Annotated in this window: 17 protein-coding genes; 5 read left to right on the top strand and 12 right to left on the bottom strand. The window is 60.6% G+C overall.

The features are described from left to right. Positions 1–2: 2 nt before the first annotated feature. The gene (locus AC0L2V_RS18660) at positions 3–434 is read right to left on the bottom strand and encodes a VOC family protein (protein WP_473510682.1); all 432 of its coding nucleotides are present in this window, start codon (positions 432–434) and stop codon (positions 3–5) included. Between the two features lie 222 nt (positions 435–656). Between AC0L2V_RS18660 and AC0L2V_RS18655 the strand changes: the two genes are divergently transcribed. The 3 genes from AC0L2V_RS18655 to galE all read left to right on the top strand — a co-directional run bounded on the left by AC0L2V_RS18655 (position 657) and on the right by galE (position 4,165). Next, complete coding sequence (locus AC0L2V_RS18655) at positions 657–1,859, top strand: MFS transporter (RefSeq protein ID WP_473520865.1); 1,203 nt, start codon at positions 657–659, stop codon at positions 1,857–1,859. Positions 1,860–2,219: 360 nt separating this feature from the next. Then, the gene (locus tag AC0L2V_RS18650; RefSeq protein WP_473510483.1) at positions 2,220–3,194 is read left to right on the top strand and encodes a UDP-glucuronic acid decarboxylase family protein; all 975 of its coding nucleotides are present in this window, start codon (positions 2,220–2,222) and stop codon (positions 3,192–3,194) included. Continuing rightward, complete coding sequence (galE, locus tag AC0L2V_RS18645; RefSeq protein ID WP_473510485.1) at positions 3,191–4,165, top strand: UDP-glucose 4-epimerase GalE; 975 nt, start codon at positions 3,191–3,193, stop codon at positions 4,163–4,165. The genes AC0L2V_RS18650 and galE overlap by 4 nt, the downstream gene beginning before the upstream one ends. A 238-nt stretch (positions 4,166–4,403) precedes the next feature. On the opposite strand, the gene AC0L2V_RS18640 is transcribed toward galE, so the two are convergent. From AC0L2V_RS18640 to AC0L2V_RS18620, 5 genes are all read right to left on the bottom strand, one after another. After that, a complete protein-coding gene (locus AC0L2V_RS18640; protein WP_473510487.1) occupies positions 4,404–5,639 on the bottom strand; it encodes an ABC transporter ATP-binding protein in 1,236 nt (411 codons plus the stop codon). A gap of 5 nt (positions 5,640–5,644) precedes the next feature. Beyond that, a complete protein-coding gene (locus AC0L2V_RS18635; RefSeq protein WP_473510489.1) occupies positions 5,645–7,273 on the bottom strand; it encodes a glycosyltransferase family 2 protein in 1,629 nt (542 codons plus the stop codon). A gap of 240 nt (positions 7,274–7,513) precedes the next feature. After that, complete coding sequence (locus AC0L2V_RS18630) at positions 7,514–8,464, bottom strand: glycosyltransferase family 2 protein (protein ID WP_473510490.1); 951 nt, start codon at positions 8,462–8,464, stop codon at positions 7,514–7,516. An 82-nt stretch (positions 8,465–8,546) separates the two neighbouring features. Continuing rightward, positions 8,547–9,392: an ABC transporter permease gene (locus AC0L2V_RS18625; RefSeq protein ID WP_473510491.1), complete on the bottom strand. Its 846-nt coding sequence runs from the start codon at positions 9,390–9,392 to the stop codon at positions 8,547–8,549. Continuing rightward, positions 9,392–10,363, bottom strand: a complete 972-nt coding sequence (locus AC0L2V_RS18620; protein WP_473510493.1) for a polysaccharide deacetylase family protein — start codon at positions 10,361–10,363, stop codon at positions 9,392–9,394. Before AC0L2V_RS18620 ends, AC0L2V_RS18625 begins: the two co-directional genes overlap by 1 nt. 369 nt (positions 10,364–10,732) lie before the next feature. Here AC0L2V_RS18620 and AC0L2V_RS18615 point away from each other — a divergent pair, with 369 nt between their 5' ends. Then, positions 10,733–11,869 carry a glycosyltransferase family 2 protein gene (locus tag AC0L2V_RS18615; RefSeq protein ID WP_473520864.1) on the top strand — a complete coding sequence of 379 codons (1,137 nt, stop codon included), beginning with the start codon at positions 10,733–10,735 and terminating at the stop codon, positions 11,867–11,869. A 134-nt stretch (positions 11,870–12,003) separates the two neighbouring features. On the opposite strand, the gene AC0L2V_RS18610 is transcribed toward AC0L2V_RS18615, so the two are convergent. The 6 genes from AC0L2V_RS18610 to AC0L2V_RS18585 form a co-directional block, all read right to left on the bottom strand. Next, the gene (locus AC0L2V_RS18610) at positions 12,004–12,996 is read right to left on the bottom strand and encodes a glycosyltransferase family 2 protein (RefSeq protein WP_473520863.1); all 993 of its coding nucleotides are present in this window, start codon (positions 12,994–12,996) and stop codon (positions 12,004–12,006) included. 396 nt (positions 12,997–13,392) lie between these two features. Continuing rightward, positions 13,393–15,306, bottom strand: a complete 1,914-nt coding sequence (ftsH, locus tag AC0L2V_RS18605; RefSeq protein ID WP_473520862.1) for an ATP-dependent zinc metalloprotease FtsH — start codon at positions 15,304–15,306, stop codon at positions 13,393–13,395. A 244-nt stretch (positions 15,307–15,550) separates the two neighbouring features. Further along, positions 15,551–16,375 (bottom strand): ABC transporter permease, encoded by an 825-nt coding sequence (locus tag AC0L2V_RS18600; protein ID WP_473520861.1) that lies wholly within the window; start codon positions 16,373–16,375, stop codon positions 15,551–15,553. 2 nt (positions 16,376–16,377) lie between these two features. Beyond that, a complete protein-coding gene (locus AC0L2V_RS18595) occupies positions 16,378–17,658 on the bottom strand; it encodes an ABC transporter permease (protein ID WP_473520860.1) in 1,281 nt (426 codons plus the stop codon). Positions 17,659–17,663: 5 nt separating this feature from the next. Next, positions 17,664–18,713, bottom strand: coding sequence for an ABC transporter substrate-binding protein (locus AC0L2V_RS18590; RefSeq protein WP_287223577.1), 1,050 nt, complete (start codon positions 18,711–18,713; stop codon positions 17,664–17,666). 5 nt (positions 18,714–18,718) lie between these two features. Beyond that, a complete protein-coding gene (locus tag AC0L2V_RS18585) occupies positions 18,719–19,894 on the bottom strand; it encodes an ABC transporter ATP-binding protein (protein WP_473510506.1) in 1,176 nt (391 codons plus the stop codon). Between the two features lie 334 nt (positions 19,895–20,228). Between AC0L2V_RS18585 and AC0L2V_RS18580 the strand changes: the two genes are divergently transcribed. Next, positions 20,229–20,688 (top strand): GntR family transcriptional regulator (locus AC0L2V_RS18580; protein WP_473520859.1); only part of this gene is annotated, 460 nt, incomplete at its 3' end.

Below are 20,688 nucleotides of genomic sequence, written 5' to 3'. Positions count from 1 at the left end.
CATTAGAACGTAATCTTCACCGAGGGGACGCTGCGGTTGGCCGGCCCGTGAAAGACGGCCTCGATGTTGTTGCCGTCGGGATCGAGCAGGAAGGCGGCATAGTAGCCGGGATGGTAGTGCTGCCGCTCACCCGGCGCGCCGTTGTCCGCGCCGCCGGCGTCGAGGCCGGCTCTGTAGAAGGCGTCGACCATCGCGCGGTCCTTGGCCTGGAAGGCAAGGTGGTGGCGGCCCGTCAGTTGTCCGCTGGCCGCAGGGCTGTCGATGCTGGAGACGAACAGCTCGTCGGCCCAGAAATAATCCTCGGCGCTGCCGCCGATGGGAACATCGAGCACCTTGAAAACCGCCTCGTAGAAGCGCCGGCTTGCCTTGAGATCGCTGACCACCAACTGGACGTGGTCGATGAGACGGCCGCGATGAAGTTCCATGCCTGACAGCTCCTGATCGCCAGGTTGGAAATCTAGCTCAGGACGGTGCACGGTCAATGCAATGGAGCAATCGGGTGGCAAGGAGCAATCGAGTGGCGCGATTTCGCGACTGGATAAAAAATGCAACCGGATTGTAGGATTCGAAATGTCGGCATCGTCCTTCGGACGCAAGCGGTGTGACGAAGTTCGAACGAAGTCGCGCCGTGTCCAAACGATCTCGGGAGAAAAAGCATGAGCCTTTCCTATCGTTGGGTCATCGTCGCGGCTGGCGCCCTGATGACCTGCGTCGCCCTCGGGGCGATGTTCTCGCTGGCGATCTTCCTCGAACCGATGGCGCTCGACACGGATTGGTCGCGCGCCGGCATATCGAGCGCGATGACGCTGAACTTCCTGGTGATGGGTCTCGGCGGTTTCGCCTGGGGCGCCATTTACGATCGCTACGGCGCTCGCATCGTGGTGATGACAGGGGCGGTGCTGCTCGGGCTGGCGCTGGTGCTGGCCAGCCGCACCGGCTCGCTGCTTGTCTTCCAGATCACCTATGGCGTGCTCGTCGGCCTCGCGGCAAGCGCCTTCTTCGCGCCGATGATCGCGCTGACCGCCGCTTGGTTCGACACCAATCGCAGCTTGGCCGTTTCCTTGGTCTCGGCGGGCATGGGCGTGGCGCCGATGACGATCTCGCCCTTCGCGCAATGGCTGATCACGGCCTATGACTGGCGCACCGCCATGTTCGTCATTGGCGTCGCGGCATGGGCGCTGCTGGTGCCGGCCGCCTTGCTGGTGCGCCAGCCGCCCAAGCCTGCCGCTGAAGACGCCGCCGCCGATATTGCCGCCAACGATACCGGCATGTCGGTTCCACAGGCGCTGCGCTCGCCGCAATTCATCGTTTTGGCACTGACCTTCTTTGCCTGCTGCGCGGCGCATTCCGGACCGATCTTTCACATGGTCAGCTATGCCATGCTGTGCGGCATAGCGCCGATGGCGGCGGTCAGCATCTACAGCATCGAGGGCCTGGCGGGCTTAGGCGGCAGGCTTCTATACGGCGTGCTTGCCGACCGGCTGGGGGTCAAGCCGGTGCTGATTACCGGTCTGGCGATACAGTCCGTGGTCATTGCAGCCTATCTTGCGGTCAGCGAGCTTGGTCAATTCTACACGCTCGCCGTCATCTTCGGCGCCACCTATGGCGGCGTGATGCCGCTCTATGCGGTGCTGGCGCGCGAATATTTCGGCCAGCGCATCCTCGGCACGGTGTTTGGTGCCGTCACCATGCTGTCCAGCATCGGCATGGCCTTCGGCCCCCTCGCCGGCGGCATGGTGTTCGATGCCTATGCCAGCTATTCCTGGCTGTTCATCGGCTCGGCCCTTGTCGGGCTCGGCGCGGTGGCGGTGGCGATCGCCTTCCCGCGGCTGCCGCGCAGGGAGTTGCAACCGGCGTAGGGGTTGGGCGAAGAGTACGCAGGGGGTCGACAGTGGACATCGAGCATGTTCAGCTTTTGACCCCCAGTCTCGAGGCGTTCATCGGCGGTGATAGTAGACCCATCTCCCTTAATAACAATCGATCATGCTGCGGCGCAGCGCGTTCACGTCCAAATGCCGATTCCCGGCAAGGCGACGTTCGGACGAAACCGTCAAAACGGACGAACGAATGGTTTTTTTCGCGGTATTCTTGCGCACATCTCACGCGACTATTTCAGGTCCGTTAACATTTTGTGTTTTCGGCGCAGCATTTTTTTCCTATCCTCGCCCTGGGGCTTTGCGCATTCGATTGCGTGAAGAACTGGCGTGAGGATCCCAAACATGCAGCAGGCAAAGCGAGTCTTGGTGACAGGGGGCGCAGGTTTTTTGGGATCGTTCCTATGCGAGCGGTTGCTTGCTGAAGGCCACGAGGTTGTATGCGTCGACAATTTCTTCACAGGAAGTCGGAGAAACGTCTCGCATTTGCTCGACAACAAATCCTTTGAGATCATTCGTCACGACGTGACATTTCCGCTCTACGTAGAAGTTGATGAAATATACAACCTTGCTTGCCCGGCAAGCCCGGTTCACTATCAGTTCGATCCGGTCCAGACGACAAAGACCAATGTCCATGGGGCGATCAATATGCTGGGACTCGCGAAGCGGGTTCGCGCAAAGATCCTTCAGGCGTCCACGTCTGAAGTCTACGGAGATCCCGAGATTCACCCGCAGACCGAGGACTATTGGGGCAGGGTAAACCCGATAGGTCCCCGTTCCTGTTACGACGAAGGCAAGCGGTGTGCCGAAACCCTGTTTTTCGACTATTGGCGGCAGAACAGGCTGCGGATCAAGGTAGCGCGCATCTTCAACACTTACGGTCCGAGGATGCGTCCGGACGACGGCCGCGTCATTTCCAATTTCATCATGCAGGCACTGCAAAACAAGCCAATAACCGTGTACGGCACCGGCCAGCAGACACGCTCATTTTGCTACGTCAATGATCTCATCGACGGTTTGGTTCGCCTGATGCACACGGGCGACGATGTTACCGGTCCAATGAATCTCGGCAACCCGGTCGAATTCACGATGCTCGAACTTGCCAATCTCGTGATCGAACTTACTGGAAGCCGATCCGAGATCAGGTTTTTACCTTTGCCCGTCGATGACCCAAGGCAGCGGCAGCCCGACATCGGGTATGCCTTGCGCGAGCTCAATTGGAAGCCAGGAATCGCATTGCGCGACGGTCTCGCCACGACCATTGCCTATTTCGAAGACTTGGTCTCATCGGGATATGCTCGGTCCGCTGCAGCCGAATGAAAACAGTGTTGGTCACTGGCGGGGCGGGCTATATCGGCTCACACTGTTGCAAGGCATTCGCCGGTGCCGGTTGGTCGGTCATTGCGTATGACAACCTCTCGCGCGGCTGGCGCGACGCGGTCAAATGGGGACCGCTTGTCGAGGGCGATATTTGCGACGCTGCAGCGGTGGCAGCAGCGCTGCACCAGTATCGGCCGGATGTGGTGGCGCATTTCGCCGCTTACGCCTATGTCGGCGAGTCCGTCGAGCGCCCGGAGCTCTACTACCGAAACAACAGTTTTGGGACGCTGGTCCTGCTCGAGGAAATGCTGAAGGCCGGCGTCGACAAGCTGATCTTTTCGAGCACCTGCGCGTCTTACGGCATCCCCGTTCGTTCTCCGATTGATGAAACGCATCCGCAGTCGCCCATCAATCCCTATGGGTGGTCGAAATTCATCATAGAACGAATGGTCGACAATTTTTCGGATGCCCATGGCCTCAACGCGGTTGTGCTGCGGTATTTCAATGCGGCCGGATGTGATCCCGACGGCGAGGTCGGTGAGCGGCATGAACCGGAAACGCATGTCATTCCGCTCGCTATCGAGGCGGCGGTCAGGTCGGGCCGGGTTTTTACCATTAATGGCACCGACTTCGACACGAGGGACGGAACCGCGGTGCGGGACTATGTCCACGTCACCGATCTCGCCCGTGCGCACGTTCTGGCAGGGGAGAAGCTTCTGCGCGATCCGGGAGTCCATGTTTACAATCTCGGCACCGGAACCGGAACGACGGTGAACGAGTTGGTCGATGCGGTGAGCCGGGCGTCGGGAACGCGCCTTCCCGTGGCCTACGGTCCGCGCAGGGCAGGTGACCCGCCTGCGCTTGTCGCCGCGGCAGGCAAGGCGACCCGGGAACTCGGCTGGATGCCTGAGCAATCCGGAATCGACCGGATCGTCGAAACGGCGCTGGCCTGGTATCGCCGCCGTTTGTGACGATCTTTCTTGCGGAAGAGCCCTACCGCCTGGTCAGCAAGCAATCGAGAGCGGCGGCAACTGCGGCAAGCGAGAAATTTTCCGCTATCCGTTTTCGCGATGCCTGACCGAGGTGTTCCCGCATGCCCGGGCTGTCCTTCAGTCTTTGCAGGGCGCGCGATTGCAGCGTTGCGGCCGCGCGGTCGACGGATTGAACTACATCGAAGATTTATTCGCCAGGACGTCTCTCCACGCGCCTTCAATCCACCTTAAGCAACTGGGCAGAATGCGACAGTCGCACAATCCCGTGCTCTTTCAGATATGGCCAATAGGCGTCATTGACTGTTGCTGCAACAACGTCGAACGTTAGCAAGTTCTCGCTGGCGAGGTCCGGGTCATCCTCTCCCCACGCATAGAGAGCCGCTCCAGCGCTATAAGTGCCAGGCAACAATCCCAACGATCGCACGCTGAATACGACCTTAGCCTGCCCAACTATGTCAAATTGACCAACACCTTCCGCGAGGCTTTCGAGCACAGAGATCAAGTTGCCTTCCTGATCAAAGATCTGGATATGGACCACGCTTCGGTGAAACGAATTCCTCGCGCCCAGCTTCAGCACAAAATCGTAATCGCCGCCAAACTTGAGCTGGCTGCAGCGCTCGCGCGTACCCGGATACACAATAGCCACTTGCATCCAGAGGTCATCATCGCCAACGCGCTCGGATCCGTTGCTGCTCGAGGCGGTGTTCGACAAGTACGCATCGATGATCGATGATGCCTCGCCAAAATCCTTCAGAAGGCCGCCGTCCAGATAAATCGCTTTTGTGCAATGCTGCCGAACCATGGCCATGTTGTGGCTCACGAACAGCACGGTCCGACCTTCACCCGCGACGTTCTTCATCGTGCCGAGACATTTCCTTTGAAATTCAGCATCGCCGACAGCAAGCACCTCGTCGACGACGAGAATCTCCGGCTCCAGATGAGCAGCGATCGCGAAGGCAAGCCGAACGTACATGCCGGACGAATAACGCTTGACCGGCGTTTCGAGAAAGCTGCCGATATCGGCAAATTTGATGATCCGGTCTAGCTTACGCTTGATCTCGGCCTTACTCATGCCGAGGATCGCGCCGTTGAGGTAGATGTTCTCGATCCCGTCGAGATCCGGATGGAATCCGGCCCCTACCTCCAGCAAGCTTCCGATCCGGCCTCGCATCACTGCCTCGCCCTCATCCGGAGCCGTGATCGAGGTCAAAACCTTGAGCAGCGTGGTCTTTCCCGAGCCGTTGCGTCCGATGATACCGCACACGGTGCCAGTCGGAACGGAAAAAGTGATGTTCTTGATGGCAAAGAATTCGTTGAGGGAAGCTTTGGCTTCCCGCGAGCGCAGACGCGCGACAAGTTGTTCGACCTCCTCACGCAATGAGCTCACGCCGATCGCGCCGCGCCGGTAGCGCTTGGAAAGTCCTCGGACCTCAACGGCTGGCAATTCTGTCATCGATCTCAAGCCGTAACATTTGCGGTTCGACTGCCGGGTTGATCCGCGGTCAGCCCGTCCTTCACGACGCGCGCCGTGACAACGATAGGAAAGGCGGTATCCCGGACGTCGAGCTTCTGGTCAGAAACTTCTTCCTTGGCGAGTCCCTGGAGAAAACAGACTGCCGCAAAGACGTTGCCGTGGGTTTCGAGCGCCATGTTCGCCGTGCTGAAGGATTTCGCAAGCAACTTCGCCAACGCCGCCTGCGTCAATGACCAGAACCACGTGCTGCCCCACTCGCCGCGATCGACCGGGGTGATGCCAGGAACAGTTAGCAGCAGCACGCCCCCGGGCTTGAGCGCTTCGGCCAGTGCAGCGACCGCGGCCGACATGTCGAAGATCAGATGAAGTGTTTGCGTGAGTATGATGCAGTCGAAGGCGTTTGACGGCAGCACTCCGGCATGCGACAGGTCGCCTATGATGGTCGCGTTTGGATCATCGGGATCAACATGCAGCACGTCGCTCTTGACGACATGAGCACCGCCAAAATGCATCGTGTAGCTGTTGTCGCCGATTTCCAGCACACGGCCATGTATGTCGGCCGCATTCAATTGTAGGAAGTTCTCGATATAATACCGATCTATTGGCTTGCCGCGATCATATCCAAATGAGTGGCTGATCGGCATCGTGCGTGCGAAATCCCCAAACCGCACCGAACCGACGCGCGGAGCCCGCCAATCAGCGCCGGAAGCTCCGAGCAGCCGTTGCACATGCCTGCCGACCTTGCGTGTTATCTTAAATGCCGCCGTTTGCAGCGTGATCGGCGGCGACATCTGCAACGCCTGCCGCAGCATGCGCATCGCTTTGGCGGGTTCGGCGCGGATCGCGCGCAAGGCATCAGTAGTCACCTCTCCGGTATAATAGGTCTTCCAGAACCGCCTACCATCGCGGACTGCAAGACGCACATCGTCGTCAACCGGACCTGCCAACTGCTTGTCAAGCACCGACAATGCTGCAGCGAGCATCATCGATCGATTCTTAGACATGTTGTCGCGGTGCATGCGATACTCGGCGACGACATCGTCGTGCGTTACGATCGAACCGCGCCGGGCGATTCGCAAGAATAGCTCATAGTCTTCGCAGGACCGCATTGAAACGTCGAACCCGCCCATGGCCGCGAGCCTCTCCCGCCGATAAACCACGGTCGCATGCATCGCAATGAAGTTTCCCGTCCGCAGTAGCTGAAGATAAGGATCTTCAACAAGCGCGATGTGATGCTTGTCTGACTCGATCGCACCCCTTCCATTGATGAAGCGATGAGCTCCGTAAGCGAAAACCGCATCTGGATGCGCATCCAGCACTCGCACGCCCGTCTCCATGGCAATCGGAAGGAGACGATCATCCGCGTCCAGAAAGGTGATGTAATCGGATCTGGAAGCCGCCAGTCCAGTGTTTCGGGCGGACGCGAGCCCGCAATTGTCCTGCCTGATCAGGCGCACGCCTGGATGACGCTCGACAACCGATGCCGGATTGTCGGTGGATCCGTCGTCGACGACAATAATTTCATCCGTCGGCCGGCTTTGACGAAGACAGCTCTGAATGGCGTCCTCGAGAAAGCGAGTGTGGTTGTAAGTTGTTATGACGACTGCGATCATGAAACAGCCAAATTCTCCTTAGCTTCGCAGAGAGGCAACGGCTGGTGTTCGTTGCCAGAAATCGAACGCGACCTTAGGCCTCACAAACAGAATTTTGGCACAGAAATGCTGGAGACTCGTCAGTTTTAGCACGTCGCTCCCAGCGAGGCGATGCGACTTGTCATTCACGTAGAACGGTATCGTTAATATCAGAAGTCTCAGGCTCGGTCGCGATCCAATCCGCGCCACCGGTCCCGGCCACTACCTCCGTGCTCTCGTCAGCAGCCCGAACACCTTCGACAGGATGCGACGTGGCGTCAGCCGCCGAGCGAACCGGCGTCCGGCGTCGATGGCGAGGTCAAATCTATCGCGAAGTGTCAGGGGCCGACGCTGGGCTGGATAGCGCGCAAATGCGAAGCGGAGCGCCCGCTGCAACTTCGGCGTCATCAATCCCGAGGCCGACGCATGCATCTCAACCCATTCGAGGAAGCCAATGCGAGCCGCATGCGGGCGCAGTCGATCGTAGATGCCGGAAGCAGTCGCTTTGGCCGATGTCGAATCGAGGTGCTGCCTGTATCGGCCGGTGGGCGTGGATGTCACGAACACCGGATAGCGCAACAGCAGCTTCACTAGAAGGGTCTGGTCTTCGTAGAGCTCGAACGCCTCATCGAAGCCGCCCACCGCTACCAAAGCTTCGCGGCGAACCATGATCGAGCAGATGCACGGCACATGAGCCCGCTGGCGCACGATGACCTGGTCGAGCAGGTCGGGCGGCATGTGCAGACGGTCCGATTGGCGTGGCATCGAGTCGGTCCAGTTCCTGTGCGGCTCTTCGGGGAACCACCACAGGGTCGGTCCGTAAAGGACCTTGGCGCGAGGATGCGCATCAAAGATCGCAAGTTCCGTCTCGAATTTTTCCGGCTCAAATATATCGTCGCCATCCAGGAACGTGAAGAACATGCCCGACGCGGCCGCGATTCCGGCATTGCGCGCCGCGGCGGCGCCGCGACGCTGGCCGTTCGATCGAATGAAACGGATTCGCGGATCGCCGGTTGCTGCAGCCACCGCGATTGCAACGCTGCCGTCGAATGAACCGTCGTCAATGAGAAGCATTTCCCAGTCGGTGAAGGTTTGCGCGCGCACGCTTTCGATCGCGTCCGGAAGAAACCGCTCGACATTGAGGAAAGGCGTGATGACGGAGATCAATGGCATCGGCGTCGTGCCCATTGTGCAGAATGCGCGGCGGCCGACGAAAGGCGACCTTCTACGGGGCCGCAAGGGTTGTTATTGCTCTTCACAGCATGTCCATGGCCGTTCGTTCGACGCGTTGAAAGATCACGATGCCGATGAACAGCACAACCGAGGTCGTGACAAGCGCTGCAGCGATTTGTGGCGCACCGACTGCCGAGGTGCCGAAGAAGCACCAGCGCCCTTCATCAATTATGACAGCGAGCGGATTCAGAAATCCGGTCAGCGTTCGGTACTGCTCGGGAATAGCCGAAAAAGGAAAGATGATCGGCGTCACGAACAGCCAGATCTGAATCAAGAACGGAGTCATATGAGCTGTATCGCGGTACTTCGCGGTCGACGCCCCTAGACAAAGCCCAACAGCCAACGAGAAGGCCGCGACCTGGATGATCACCAGCGGAAAGAACGCGAGGCGCCACGACAACCCGTCCACTTTTCCTGTCAGTTGGTACCAGAGCAAGAAGGCAAATGCGACGCCAAGCTGGATCGCCAGGGCCACACCGTTCGACAGCAGCGACGACACGGGAACGACAAGTCGCGGGAAGTAGATCTTGCTGAAGAGATGACCGTTAGCAATGAAGACCTGGCTCGCGGTGGAGACGACTTGGGAAAAATACGACCACAGCACCAGTGCCGTCAGATAAAAGATTGGCGCCGGATGGCCACCGGTTGAAATGCCCGCGATACCGCTGATGGCGGTGGTCAAGGCTGCGGTAAGCGCGAGGGGCTGCAGGATCAGCCAAGCCGGACCAAGCAAGGTCTGCTTGTAGCGGACTTTGATGTCGCGCATCGCGAACAGGAGCAGCAGATCGCGATAGCGCCACAGGTGCCAGAAATCGAGGTCAAACCAACCGCGTCGAGGCGTGATAATGGTAGTCTGCTGTGCGTTCATCAGAACAGATTATCCTCGATTTTTCGCAAGAATTCGTCCCCTGACCAGTTGCCGACATACAATCGAGGTAAACGCAGCACGTCTGCCTTGGGCGCAACGCACCCGGCGCGCGTCGTGCATGCGAACTCAAATCCCGCTTCCCTGACGGCAGATACCGACAGAGCGTCATGATCTCCGAATGGATATGCAAAAGAAAGGACGCGTTTTCCGGTCATTTGCTCACAGGCCGAACGGCCGTCGACGATCTCGCGAAGCTGGGTCGCGAAGGAATGGGCCGGAAGCGTGGGATGACTGACAGTATGACCGCCGATCGTGATCAGGTCATCATTGATGTCATCAACTTCGGCGGGAGTCATAATGCAGTGCTCTGGCCTGGCGTCGAGACCAACGCCCGCCCATTTCGCAATGTCTTCGACGTGTGCGTTCTGACGCTCATACGGCAGCGTTCGGAGCACCGACCATACCTCCCGGTAGACTTTGTCACGGCCGGCCTGATCCACCATCTTTGGGATAAGCCAGTGATGCCTGCCTCCCTCGATCGTGATGTCGAGTTGTTCAGGCAGTTCAGGCGTCTCAAGACAGATGCGCGTGAGCGCATCCCACCAGAATTCCCTGCCGCTTCCGATTGCTCCGGTCGCAACAAACAGCGTCATCGGGCAGTCATGACGCTGCAGGATCGGGCGAGCGTTGCTGTAGACGTCGTGATAGCCGTCATCAAACGTGACAACCGCAAGCGGTTTGCCTGGCTTTCCCCGTGCGATGACATCAAACAGCTCATGCAAATGCACCACCCGCCGGCTCCGCGTCAGCGCTTCGATTTGTTCGTCGAACCTCGCCGGATGGACGGCCAGGCTCCACGGATCGACGGCGACGTCTGCAACGCGATGGTACATCAGTATGATGGGAGCACGGCGCAGGCTTCGACGCCGCACCAGCCGACCAAGCTGCAGGAGAACTCGCGGGATCACCATCGGTCTCCCGCCGCAGGAACGGTAAAAACCGCGCTCATGTCCGATCGCGGATGCCATCTCGATCGGCAGAAGCGCGATACATGTGGGTATTCAAGCATATAGCTGATGGCAATAAGCCCATGAGGCCACGGGCACGGATGTGAGCGAAATGAAAGGAAGCATGAAAGGCATCCACAGTTTGGGCGGATTAAAACCAGCATATTAGCACATGTCGCCGCCGTAAGTGCGAATGACCGGGCGAATTCTCAGACGTTGAAGTAGCCGTAGGGAGAGGCGGCTTGATACTCTCCCGCTCGAGCATGCTAGTATTTGGGCCGGTGGCGCTCCCGTCTTTCTTTCACCTTCATCAAAAGCAGGCTTTTTTTCGATATGCAACCCGCAGTTTCCGTCATCATTCCTGCCTACAACGCGGAAAAGACCATCCGACACACCCTTCAGTCGGCCGCCTCGCAAACTTTAAAACAGCTAGAGATCATAGTGGTCGATGACGGGTCGACCGACCGGACCGCTGAGATCGTCGAGGCATTTGCAACCAGTGATCCGCGTATTTCTCTTCTGAGACAGCAGAACCAAGGGGTTGCTGTCGCCAGAAACCTGGCAATTCATGCGGCGAAGGGTGAATTTATAGCGCCACTTGATGCGGATGATGTGTGGCACCCGACAAAGCTGGAAAAGCAGCACAGCCTCTTTCAGTCGCGGCCGTCTCTCGGCCTTGTCTACGCATGGTATCGCGTCATCGATGATGATGATTGGGTGATCGAATGCTCCCCGCCAACTCTCGCTCGCGGGGACGTCCACAACTGGCTGCTGGTTGAGAATTTTATCGGCAATGCAAGTTCACCGCTAGTCAGGCGATCAGTTCTTACGGCAACCGGGGGATACGACCCGTCGCTCAGAGCCGCAGGCGCCCAAGGAGCCGAAGACTTGCAGATGCAGCTCAACATTGCCGCGATCTGCGATTATGATGTCGTTCCCGAGTATCTGATTGGTTACCGGCGATCACTATCTTCCATGTCGACCAGGTATGTCGTCATGCTGAAATCGCACCGGATCGTCCTTGAAACAGTCCGCACGCGACATCCCAGGCTAGCGTCTTTCTTGTTTCGTTGGTCCGATGGCGTGGCCTCAGCGTATTACGGCACCGAAGCCGCCCGCACGTCGCCGGGCGCGGCCATCGGCCCGCTTGTCCATGCAACATGGACAGATCCGGCCGCGCTGTTTCATGTCTTCGCAAAGCCGTCCGCACAAGCCCTGCGACGGCGGCTGCGTCGCTTTGTGCCGAGACTGCTTGCCGTTGAACAGCGCATGGTTCCAACCTCACCGCATTCCATCTGTACCTCCGGGAGTTTTTTCGACGCCGATCCGACCTTCATCTGCCAGCCAGTTCCTCCGGAGTGGCTTCGAAGGCGAGTCGAGGCGGCCCTCAAGACGCCGACGCCGCGCCAGCTTCGCGCGTCGGGTCCGAGGAGTATTGATCCGTCCGCTCTCGTCGAAGACGGCGCTTAGGTCTTAAGCACGAGGTGCGACCTTCGAGAACCGCCGCAGCCAGACCAAGTCCGACGATGGTCGGCCCGGCCTATGCAGGCGCTGCCGCCAAGCGGATGAGGCGCCGCAAGCGCGCGAATAGAACGCGCCCACATTCACCAGCTGGTCTCTTCATAAAGCGGACGGAACTCGGCGTTCTTGTTGCGCATCCGTTTCACTCCAACCTTCATCCAGCGAGGAACCAGCCTGGCCCGGCAGTACATGTCGATCATGTTGGGCAGGCGGGAAATTGCCGTGCGCGGTTCCAGGACGAAGTATCTCTTCAGCAGGTCGCCGGCTGCGAACAGCCGTCCGCCGACCAAGGCTCTGATGGCAAGCCAATGGATCATATCGACCAGATGCGCATCGAGATCGCTGCCGAACTGCGGATATTTTTCGCGATACTCGGCAAGGACGATTTCACATGAACGAAGCATCTGCATGACATCGCTCGACATGTTGACGTTCGTCATCCGATAGCCCACCAGGTGCTGAGGCACGACACGGAATTCATAACTTTCCGCTATCCTGAGGCACATAAGAAGGTCCTCGCAGCCTTGTGCATTTCTGGCCCTCAGGGAAGGATCGAATTGTCCCGCCCGCTCGAATGCGGAGCGACGCAGCAGCATCGAACTTCCGTTGCCGACAAAATTCATTCTGCACATCCGTTGCAGAACGCGGCCATCGGCATCGGGTCGGTATAGTGAGAATACCCGGCCGACCTCGTCAATTTGGGCAAACCAGCAATATGCCAGACCCGCAGAAGAGCCGCCTTCCTGCAGGGCGCGCAGTTGCAGTGCGATCTTGGAAGGGGCCCAGAGATCATCCGCGTCGACAAACGCCAGAAACTCGGCATCGGTAGAGGCCGCACCGCTGTTGCGGGCGTGCGCAACACCGGCGTTCGGCTGCCGCATCAGGCGTATGCGCCGGTCTTTCTCAGCACAAGAGGCGACGATCGAGGCGGACTTGTCAGTCGACCCGTCATCCACCACGACAATGTCCAGCGCCTGATGGTCCTGCTGGCAGATGCTGGTCAAAGTAGCGCGAATCGTGCGCTCGGCATTGAACATCGGCACCACGACGCCGACCGTGGCATTGTCCTGGATCATTGGAGCTTTCGTTTTCTCTGCAAGAGCCAGTAAACAACGCATGGCGCCAGCATTGCAATCACTACCGCTCTTCGATGATCGGGGCGAATTCGAGGCAAATGGGGTCGGTCATTCAGCCTGGCTTATCCGAGCTGGCGGGTTCGGAGGGTGACGAAGCAACGCCAATCCGAAAAACAGACACCAGGGTCAGTCGCCTAACGCTGCCTTGCCAGCCTTTGCTAAACAAGCGATGACGCGGATTGGCGGCCGCCCTTGTGCGCCGGCCTGGCGTGCGAGAGGCCGTGCTGGTCCTTGTTGAATGATCATTGCCTGGGCGGCCATCTCGCTGACTGGCAGCGACACTATGCCACTGGGGAACCGGTCACCCGCGGCGGCGGCCTCGAGATCGGCGATGCATCACTCGGCCCGGCGCGAAAAATTTGCAGCCGCAGCCTTGCCTCGTCTTATCGGTCGCTTCCCCGATTGCGGTTCGGATGCCGCCGTGCGATCCGGTGCCGCGGCGTTTCCGACGAGCGATGCGAGCCCGGCCTCGCTGAGCGTCTCGATCTCGAGCAGCTTGCGCGCCGTCTTTTCCAGCAGGTCCCGTCGCTCGGTGAGGAGCCCGACGGTTCGCGAAAAAGCTGTGTCGACGATGCTGCGAACCTCCTCGTCGATGGCCTCGGCGGTGGCGTCGCCGTAATCGTGCTCGCGCGGACCGCCGGCAAGTGGGTTGGGGCTCAGGAAGGAGCGCTGGTCCTTTTCCAGCGCCACGTGGCCGAGCTTTTCCGACATGCCGTAACGCGTCACCATGGCGCGGGCGATATCGGTCACTTTGGCCAGGTCGTCGGCGGCCCCCGTGGACAGATGCCCGAACACGATCCACTCGGCCGCCCTGCCGCCGAGCAGCACCGCCATCTTGTTCTCCAGTTCCTCGCGGGTCATGAGGAAGCGGTCCTCGGTCGGCCGCTGGATCGTGTAGCCCAAGGCGCCGACGCCGCGCGGGATGATCGATACCTTGTGCACGGGGTCGACGCCGGGCAGCGCCATGGCTACCAGTGCATGGCCCATTTCGTGATAGGCGACGACCTCGCGTTCCCTCGGGTTCAACAGCCGGTTGCGCTTCTCGAGCCCGGCCACGATGCGCTCGACCGCATTGTTGAAATCGTCCATCGTGACGACATCCGCTCTCCGGCGCGTGGCGAGCAGGGTTGCCTCATTGACCAAATTGGCGAGATCGGCGCCGGTAAAACCCGGCGTCAGCGCGGCGACTTTTTCGGCATCGACATCCGCCGCCAGCTTGGCCTTCTTCATGTGGACTTTAAGGATCTGGACGCGACCTTGCTTGTCCGGGCGATCGACCAGCACCTGCCGATCGAAACGGCCGGCGCGAAGAAGTGCCGGGTCAAGGATTTCCGGGCGGTTCGTCGCGGCGAGCAGCACGACGCCGATTTTCGGATCGAAACCGTCGAGCTCGACCAGGAGTTGATTGAGCGTCTGCTCCTTCTCGTCGTGGCCGCCCATCGTCGGGCCCGCACCGCGGGCGCGGCCCAGCGCGTCGAGTTCGTCGATGAAGATGATCGCCGGGGCCTTGGCGCGTGCCTGCTCGAACAGGTCGCGCACTCGGGCGGCGCCGACGCCCACGAACATCTCGACGAATTCCGAGCCCGAGATCGAGAAGAACGGAACTTTTGCCTCGCCGGCAACGGCTTTCGCGAGCAGTGTCTTGCCGGTGCCGGGCGGTCCGACCAGCAGCACGCCCTTGGGCATGCGCCCTCCAAGACGGCCGTATTCCTGCGGGCTTTTCAAGAAATCCACGATTTCCTGCAACTCGGCCTTGGCCTCATCGACGCCCGCCACGTCGTCGAAGCCGACGCCGGTATTGGCCTCGACATAGACCCTAGCCTTGCTCCTGCCGATTTGCATCAAACCGCCCATGCCACCCGCCATTCGTCTCATCAGCAGCATCCACAAGCCAAAGAAGACGAGGATCGGGACGACCCAGGAGAGCAGGTCGCTCAGGAAGGTGCTTTCGATCTGGCCAGTGACGGTGACGCCGTGTTCCTGCAGCTGCCGCGCGAGGTTAGGCTCGACGCGCGTGGTAATGAACAGCGGCTTGCCGTCCTGCGGCTGCTTGAAGCGGCCCTGGATGAAGCGATCGGAAACCTGCACGTCGGCGATCTTGCCGTCGCGCAGCAGGGTTTCAAACTGGCTGTAGGGAATCTGCGCGACGTGCTGGGTGGCGGTATAGACATATTGGAAGATCATCAGCCCGACGAAGGCGACGATCCAGTACCAGATATTGAACTGCGTCTTCCTGTTGCCCATGTCCATGGCGTGTCCTCCAGCGTCACATTGATGCAGATCGCCGAACCGCCGCGGCTTCGAAGCGTGCCTTGGGAGAACGTCGGGGAGCGCAAAGTGTTGCAAAGGAATGCTGCAGGGAAACCTGGGATCGCAGTCCCCTGCGGCAGCTATCCACCCGCTCGCGACCGTCTTCTATGGAAATCGATCACCGATGGAGAGGGCCTGACGCAGGCAGGCCTATAGAAGCTCGGGCCGACCGCCGCACGGTCTTCTAGTCGATGCGCGGTCGCTGCTTGCCACGGCGGGCCAGAACATTGGCGACGATGAGCAGGATGATCGACAGTCCCATCATCAGCGTCGCGGCGGCGGTGATTGCCGGGCTCAGCTTCTCGCGCAGGCCGATGAACATCTCGAGCGGCATGGTGCGCTGATTGGCGCTGGCCAGGAACTGCGCCACGACGACCTCGTCGAACGAGGTGACGAACGCAAAGGCCGCCCCTGACAGCACGCCGGGCAGGATCAGCGGCAGCATCACTCTGAAGAACGATGTGATCGGCCTTGCTCCGGAGATGGCGGCGGCGCGCATCAGATTGCGGTCGAAGCCGGAGAGGCTCGCCCCCACCGTGACGACGACGAACGGGCTGGCGAGCGCGGTATGCGCCAGGATGATCCCGGCATAGGTGCTGGCGAGGCCGACGCGCGCGTAGAACAGATACGAGCCGACGGCGGTGATCACCACCGGCACGATCAGCGGCGACAACAGCAGCGGCATGACGATGCGGCGGCCGGGAAATTTTTCGTCGGAAAGTGCGATCGCCGTCAATGTGCCTAATATCGTTGCGATCAGTGTCGTCCCGAACGCAACGATCAGGCTGTTGCCGATGGCTGCTTGCCAGCGATGGGTTCCAAGCACGACCTCATACCAGCGCGTCGAAATTCCCTCCAGCGGAAAGATGAAGAAGGCGCCGCTGTTGAACGACAAGGGAACGGGAATGAGGATCGGGACGAGGAGGAACAGAATCACCATGCCGCACCACAGCCAGAGCAGGGTGATGCGGATTCTTTCGCCTGTCGTGGGATAGGGAGACAACAGCATGGCTACACCAGCTTGAGACGGTCGAGGCCGAGGATGCGGGCGAAGATGCCGAACAACGCCAGGGTGAAGACGAGCAGGATGAAGCTGAGCGCCGCCGCCATCTCCCAGTTCAGTTCGACATTGACGTAGTTGGCGATAAAATTGCTAATCAGCTGGTCGCTGGCGCCGCCGATCAGTGCCGGCGTTATGTAGTAGCCGAGGCAGAGGATGAAGGTGAGCAGGCAGCCGGCCATGACGCCCGGAAAGACCTGTGGAAGGTAGACGCGGCGGAACGCGGTGAACGGTTTTGCGCCGAGCGAATAGGCAGCCTTCATTTGCGAGGGCTGGATGGTGCGCATGACGCTGTAGATCGGCAGCAGGGTGAATGGCAGCTGGATGTGGGTCATGGCGATGATCAGGCCGATGCGGCTGTACATCAAATCGAGCCGGTCGTCGGCAACGCCGAGCCACAGCAGCAGGTCGTTGACCAGGCCGAATTTCTGCAGGAGCACCGTCCAGGCCGCGGTTCGCACCAGGATCGACGTCCAGAACGGCAGCAGCACCGCAACGATGAGAATGGCGGCCAGGCCCTTGGGCACGGAGGCGATGAGATAGGCGAGGGGGAAGCCCAGGACCAGCGTGGCCAGCGTCACGGCTGCGGCGACCAAAAATGTGCGCATGAACACCTGCACGAAGATCGCCTGTTCGGGTGGCACTCTTTCGATGCCGCCATCTGCATTCCAGCGCAGGTCAAGCGCGCTCAGCAGATAGAACGACGTCACGCTATGGGTGCCGCTCTCGATGACCGGCCATGTGCCCGGCGCCGACCAGAACGGCACCGCTTTCATCACCTCCAGCGGCGGCCGGTCGGCAGAATCCAGTTGACGCACCGTCTTGAGCACCTGGCTGCGCGCGCCGGGCAGGCGAGCGTTGAGGCTCTTGGCGAGTTCGTAGGCGGTGCCCTTGGCCTGATTGCTGCGGAGATCGACGGCAAGGGCCAGGAACGCAGCATCGTCGGGCAGTCCGGTGCCGTTCCAGCCGCGCAATGCCTGGCTGGTCTGCGGCAGTGCGTTGGCAATCGTCGGATCATAGACGGCGCGCGACAGCAACAGGACGATCGGGATGCCGAAGCTCAGAGCCAGCAGCACGAGCAAAGGTGCTGCCAAGGTCAGCGATCGCAGGCGGTCGCCGAGATCGGCGCGGCGAAGTGCTGCCGCAACCGACTTTGCTGCGCCGGAATCGGCGGCCGACCAGTCGCGGCTTGCCCGCGGCCGGTCCAGTTTCGTGGGCTCGAGCGCCGACATTTTCCCTACTGCGCGAGCCAGGCGTTGAAGCGCTTGACCAGATCCTCGCCATAGTCGCCCCAGAATTCGGTATCGGCGACCAGGTAAGCGCTCATGTGGTCGGGTGCGTTCGGCAATTTCGGCAGGGCGTCCGGCGCGACGAAGGAGGCCGCATCGATGCGCACCGGCCCGTAGGTGATGTAGCTGGCGAGCTTGGCGTTGATTTCCGGCTGGCTGATATAGGCAAGGTATTTGTAGGCCAGATCCGGGTTCTTGGCGCCTTTCGGAATGGCGATCATATCATATTCAAGGATCTGGTTGTTCCAGACGATCTTGAACGGCGCCCCGTCCTTGTCGATGGCGTTCTGGATACGGCCGTTCCAGGCGGTGGTCATCACTACTTCCTTGGATGCGAGGAGCTGCGGCGGCTGTGCGCCGGCATCCCACCAGACGATGTCCTGCTTGATGGTGTCGAGCTTCTTGAAAGCGCGGTTGACGCCTTCGGGGGTTGCCAGCACCTCGTAGACATCGGCCGCCGCGACCCCGTCGGCCATCAGTGCCCATTCGAGGTTCTGTGCCGGAAACTTGCGCATCGCGCGCTTGCCCGGAAACTTCGTCGTGTCGAAGATGTCGAGGACCGAGGTTGGCGCCTCCTTCAGCACGTTGGGGTCATAGGCAAGGACATCGCCATAGGCGTCGAGACCGACGCCGCAGTCGAGCGCCGAACCTTCGATGAACTTTTCACGGGGGGCGATCCTGGAATAGTCGAGTCGCTCGAGAATGCCGGCGTCGCAACCCTGCAGCACGGTCGCGGTCTCGACCGTCACCAGATCGATCGGCACGTTGCCGGTATCGACCATCGCTTTGACCTTGCCAAGATCGCCAAGATATTCCTGCTCGACGATCTTGATCCCGGTTTCCTTGCTGAACGGCTCGAACCATGCCTTGCGCTGGGCATCCTGCCAGGCGCCGCCGCTGGCCATGATCGAAAGCTCTTCCGCGAAAGCGGCATTTCCCATGGTGATGAATGCTGTGGCTGCCGCGAAGGCGAACAGCCGGGCTTTTGTGATTTTCATTGTTCTTATTCCCCTGTTTTCGAGATGGAACCGCCCGTTCCGGCATCGGCCGGAAAGGCGCGGCAGTCGGTGGACGCGCAGGAAACCGTGACCGGCTCCCCGTTGCCCATGGTCGCTTCGGGGCCGACCTTGACGGTCAGCACCTGGCCGCTTTCCAGCTTGGCCAGAAGACGCTGGTGGTCCCCGAGATAGATGCGGCCTTCGACCGTGGCGGCTAACGCATTTGCTCCGTTCGAAGCGGGCGCAAGCTTCAACCGTTCCGGGCGGATGGCGACATGGCAGGCTGCGCCTTCGGCGACGCCGATGGCCAGCGCGGCGACCGAACCGCCGCCGTACAGCGCGACGCGGCACTCCTTGCCGGAGACGCGCTCGACCTTGCCTTCCAGCGTGTTGTTCTCGCCGATGAAGCTGGCGACGAACGAGCTCTCCGGCGTGTTGTAGAGATCGTCAGGCGAACCGAGCTGGGCAATCCCGCCATTGTTGAACACGGCAACGCGGTCCGACATGGTCAGCGCCTCGCTCTGGTCGTGCGTGACATAGACGATGGTGACGCCGAGCATGGTGTGCAGCTGCTTGATCTCGATCTGCATGTGCTCGCGCAGCTTCTTGTCGAGCGCGCCGAGCGGCTCGTCCATCAGCACCAGGCTTGGCTCGAACACCAGCGCGCGGGCGAGCGCGACGCGCTGCTGCTGGCCGCCGGAAAGCTGCGCCGGCCGCCGGTCGCCGAACTGCCGCAGCCGCACCATGTCGAGCGCGCGGCCGACGCGGGAGGCCACGTCCGCCCTGGTGGTCTTGCGGACCGAGAGCGGGAAGGCGACGTTCTCCTCGACGCTCATGTGCGGAAACAGCGCGTAGTTCTGGAACACCATGCCGATGTTGCGTTCGTACGGCGGCAGCCTGTCGACCGACCGGCCCTCAAGCGTGATGACGCCGCTGGTCGGCCGTTCGAAGCCGGCAAGCATGTTGAGCGTCGTCGTCTTGCCCGAACCAGAGGGGCCGAGAAGGGTGAGGAACTCGCCGCGCGCCACGCTGAGGTTCAGCCGTGTCACCGCGAACGTGCGGCCGTCATAGGATTTCTCGACATCGGCAAACTCGACAAATCCCTGGCCACCATTGGGGTCGTCGGCTTTGAGGCGGCCGCCGGCATTGGCCTTCGGCGGACCGGCGCTGTCGCGTGACATGCCTGTCGCTTCGGCCTTCACGGGCGGAAATCCGTTGAACGCCGGCAATGGCCGCTTGTCGGAACGAGGTGGTGCTTGCCGTCCATGTGCCGGTCTCGCATGACGCTGGCCGCGCAAGGCGGCAAACCAAACTTGTATGCTCACACAATCAATCGCTAAAGAACCATAGATGCAGACAAGTTTGCCCGTCAAGCGGCTTTCTTCGAAGTTGTGTGAGATTTTTCAGCCGGAGTTTTGGAATCGGGCACCCGGACAAGCGCTATTGTCCGGAGCATTGTCTTATGCTAGATGCGCCGGTAGCCAGAGCCTCAACACATCGAAACCGCCAATCCGCATGCTTCAGGACCTGCAACTCGCCTCGGAGGAAGGCCCAGTCTACCGGCGCCTTGCCGACGCTATTGCCGAACGGATTACCGCCGGCACGCTTGCGGTTGGAGACCGACTGCCGCCGCAGCGCGAGATTGCCCGCGCGCTTGGCATCAACGTCACCACGGTGACGCGGGCGCTGTCGACGCTGCAGCAGCGCGGCCTGCTCGAAGCGCGGCCCGGACGCGGCACCACGGTGGCTGCCCGCAATGGCGGCGAAGGACCCGGTTTCGTGTCGGCGCCAAGCGACGACAGCGGCGTCATCGACCTTTCCGTCAACCGGCCGGCAACCTCGGCCTATCTCGATGCCCTGGCCCTGCTGCTGCCGCGCCTGGCCAAGGACCGGCACTACGCTACGCTTCAGGACTATCACCCGCCCGAGGGGCCGCTGTGGGCGAGGGCGGCGATCGCCGAGTGGATGCAGCCGG

This window comes from Mesorhizobium sp. WSM4814, assembly GCF_055811595.1.
Note: the sequence above shows the minus strand (reverse complement) of the source record. Positions and strands in the feature narration are given on the sequence as shown.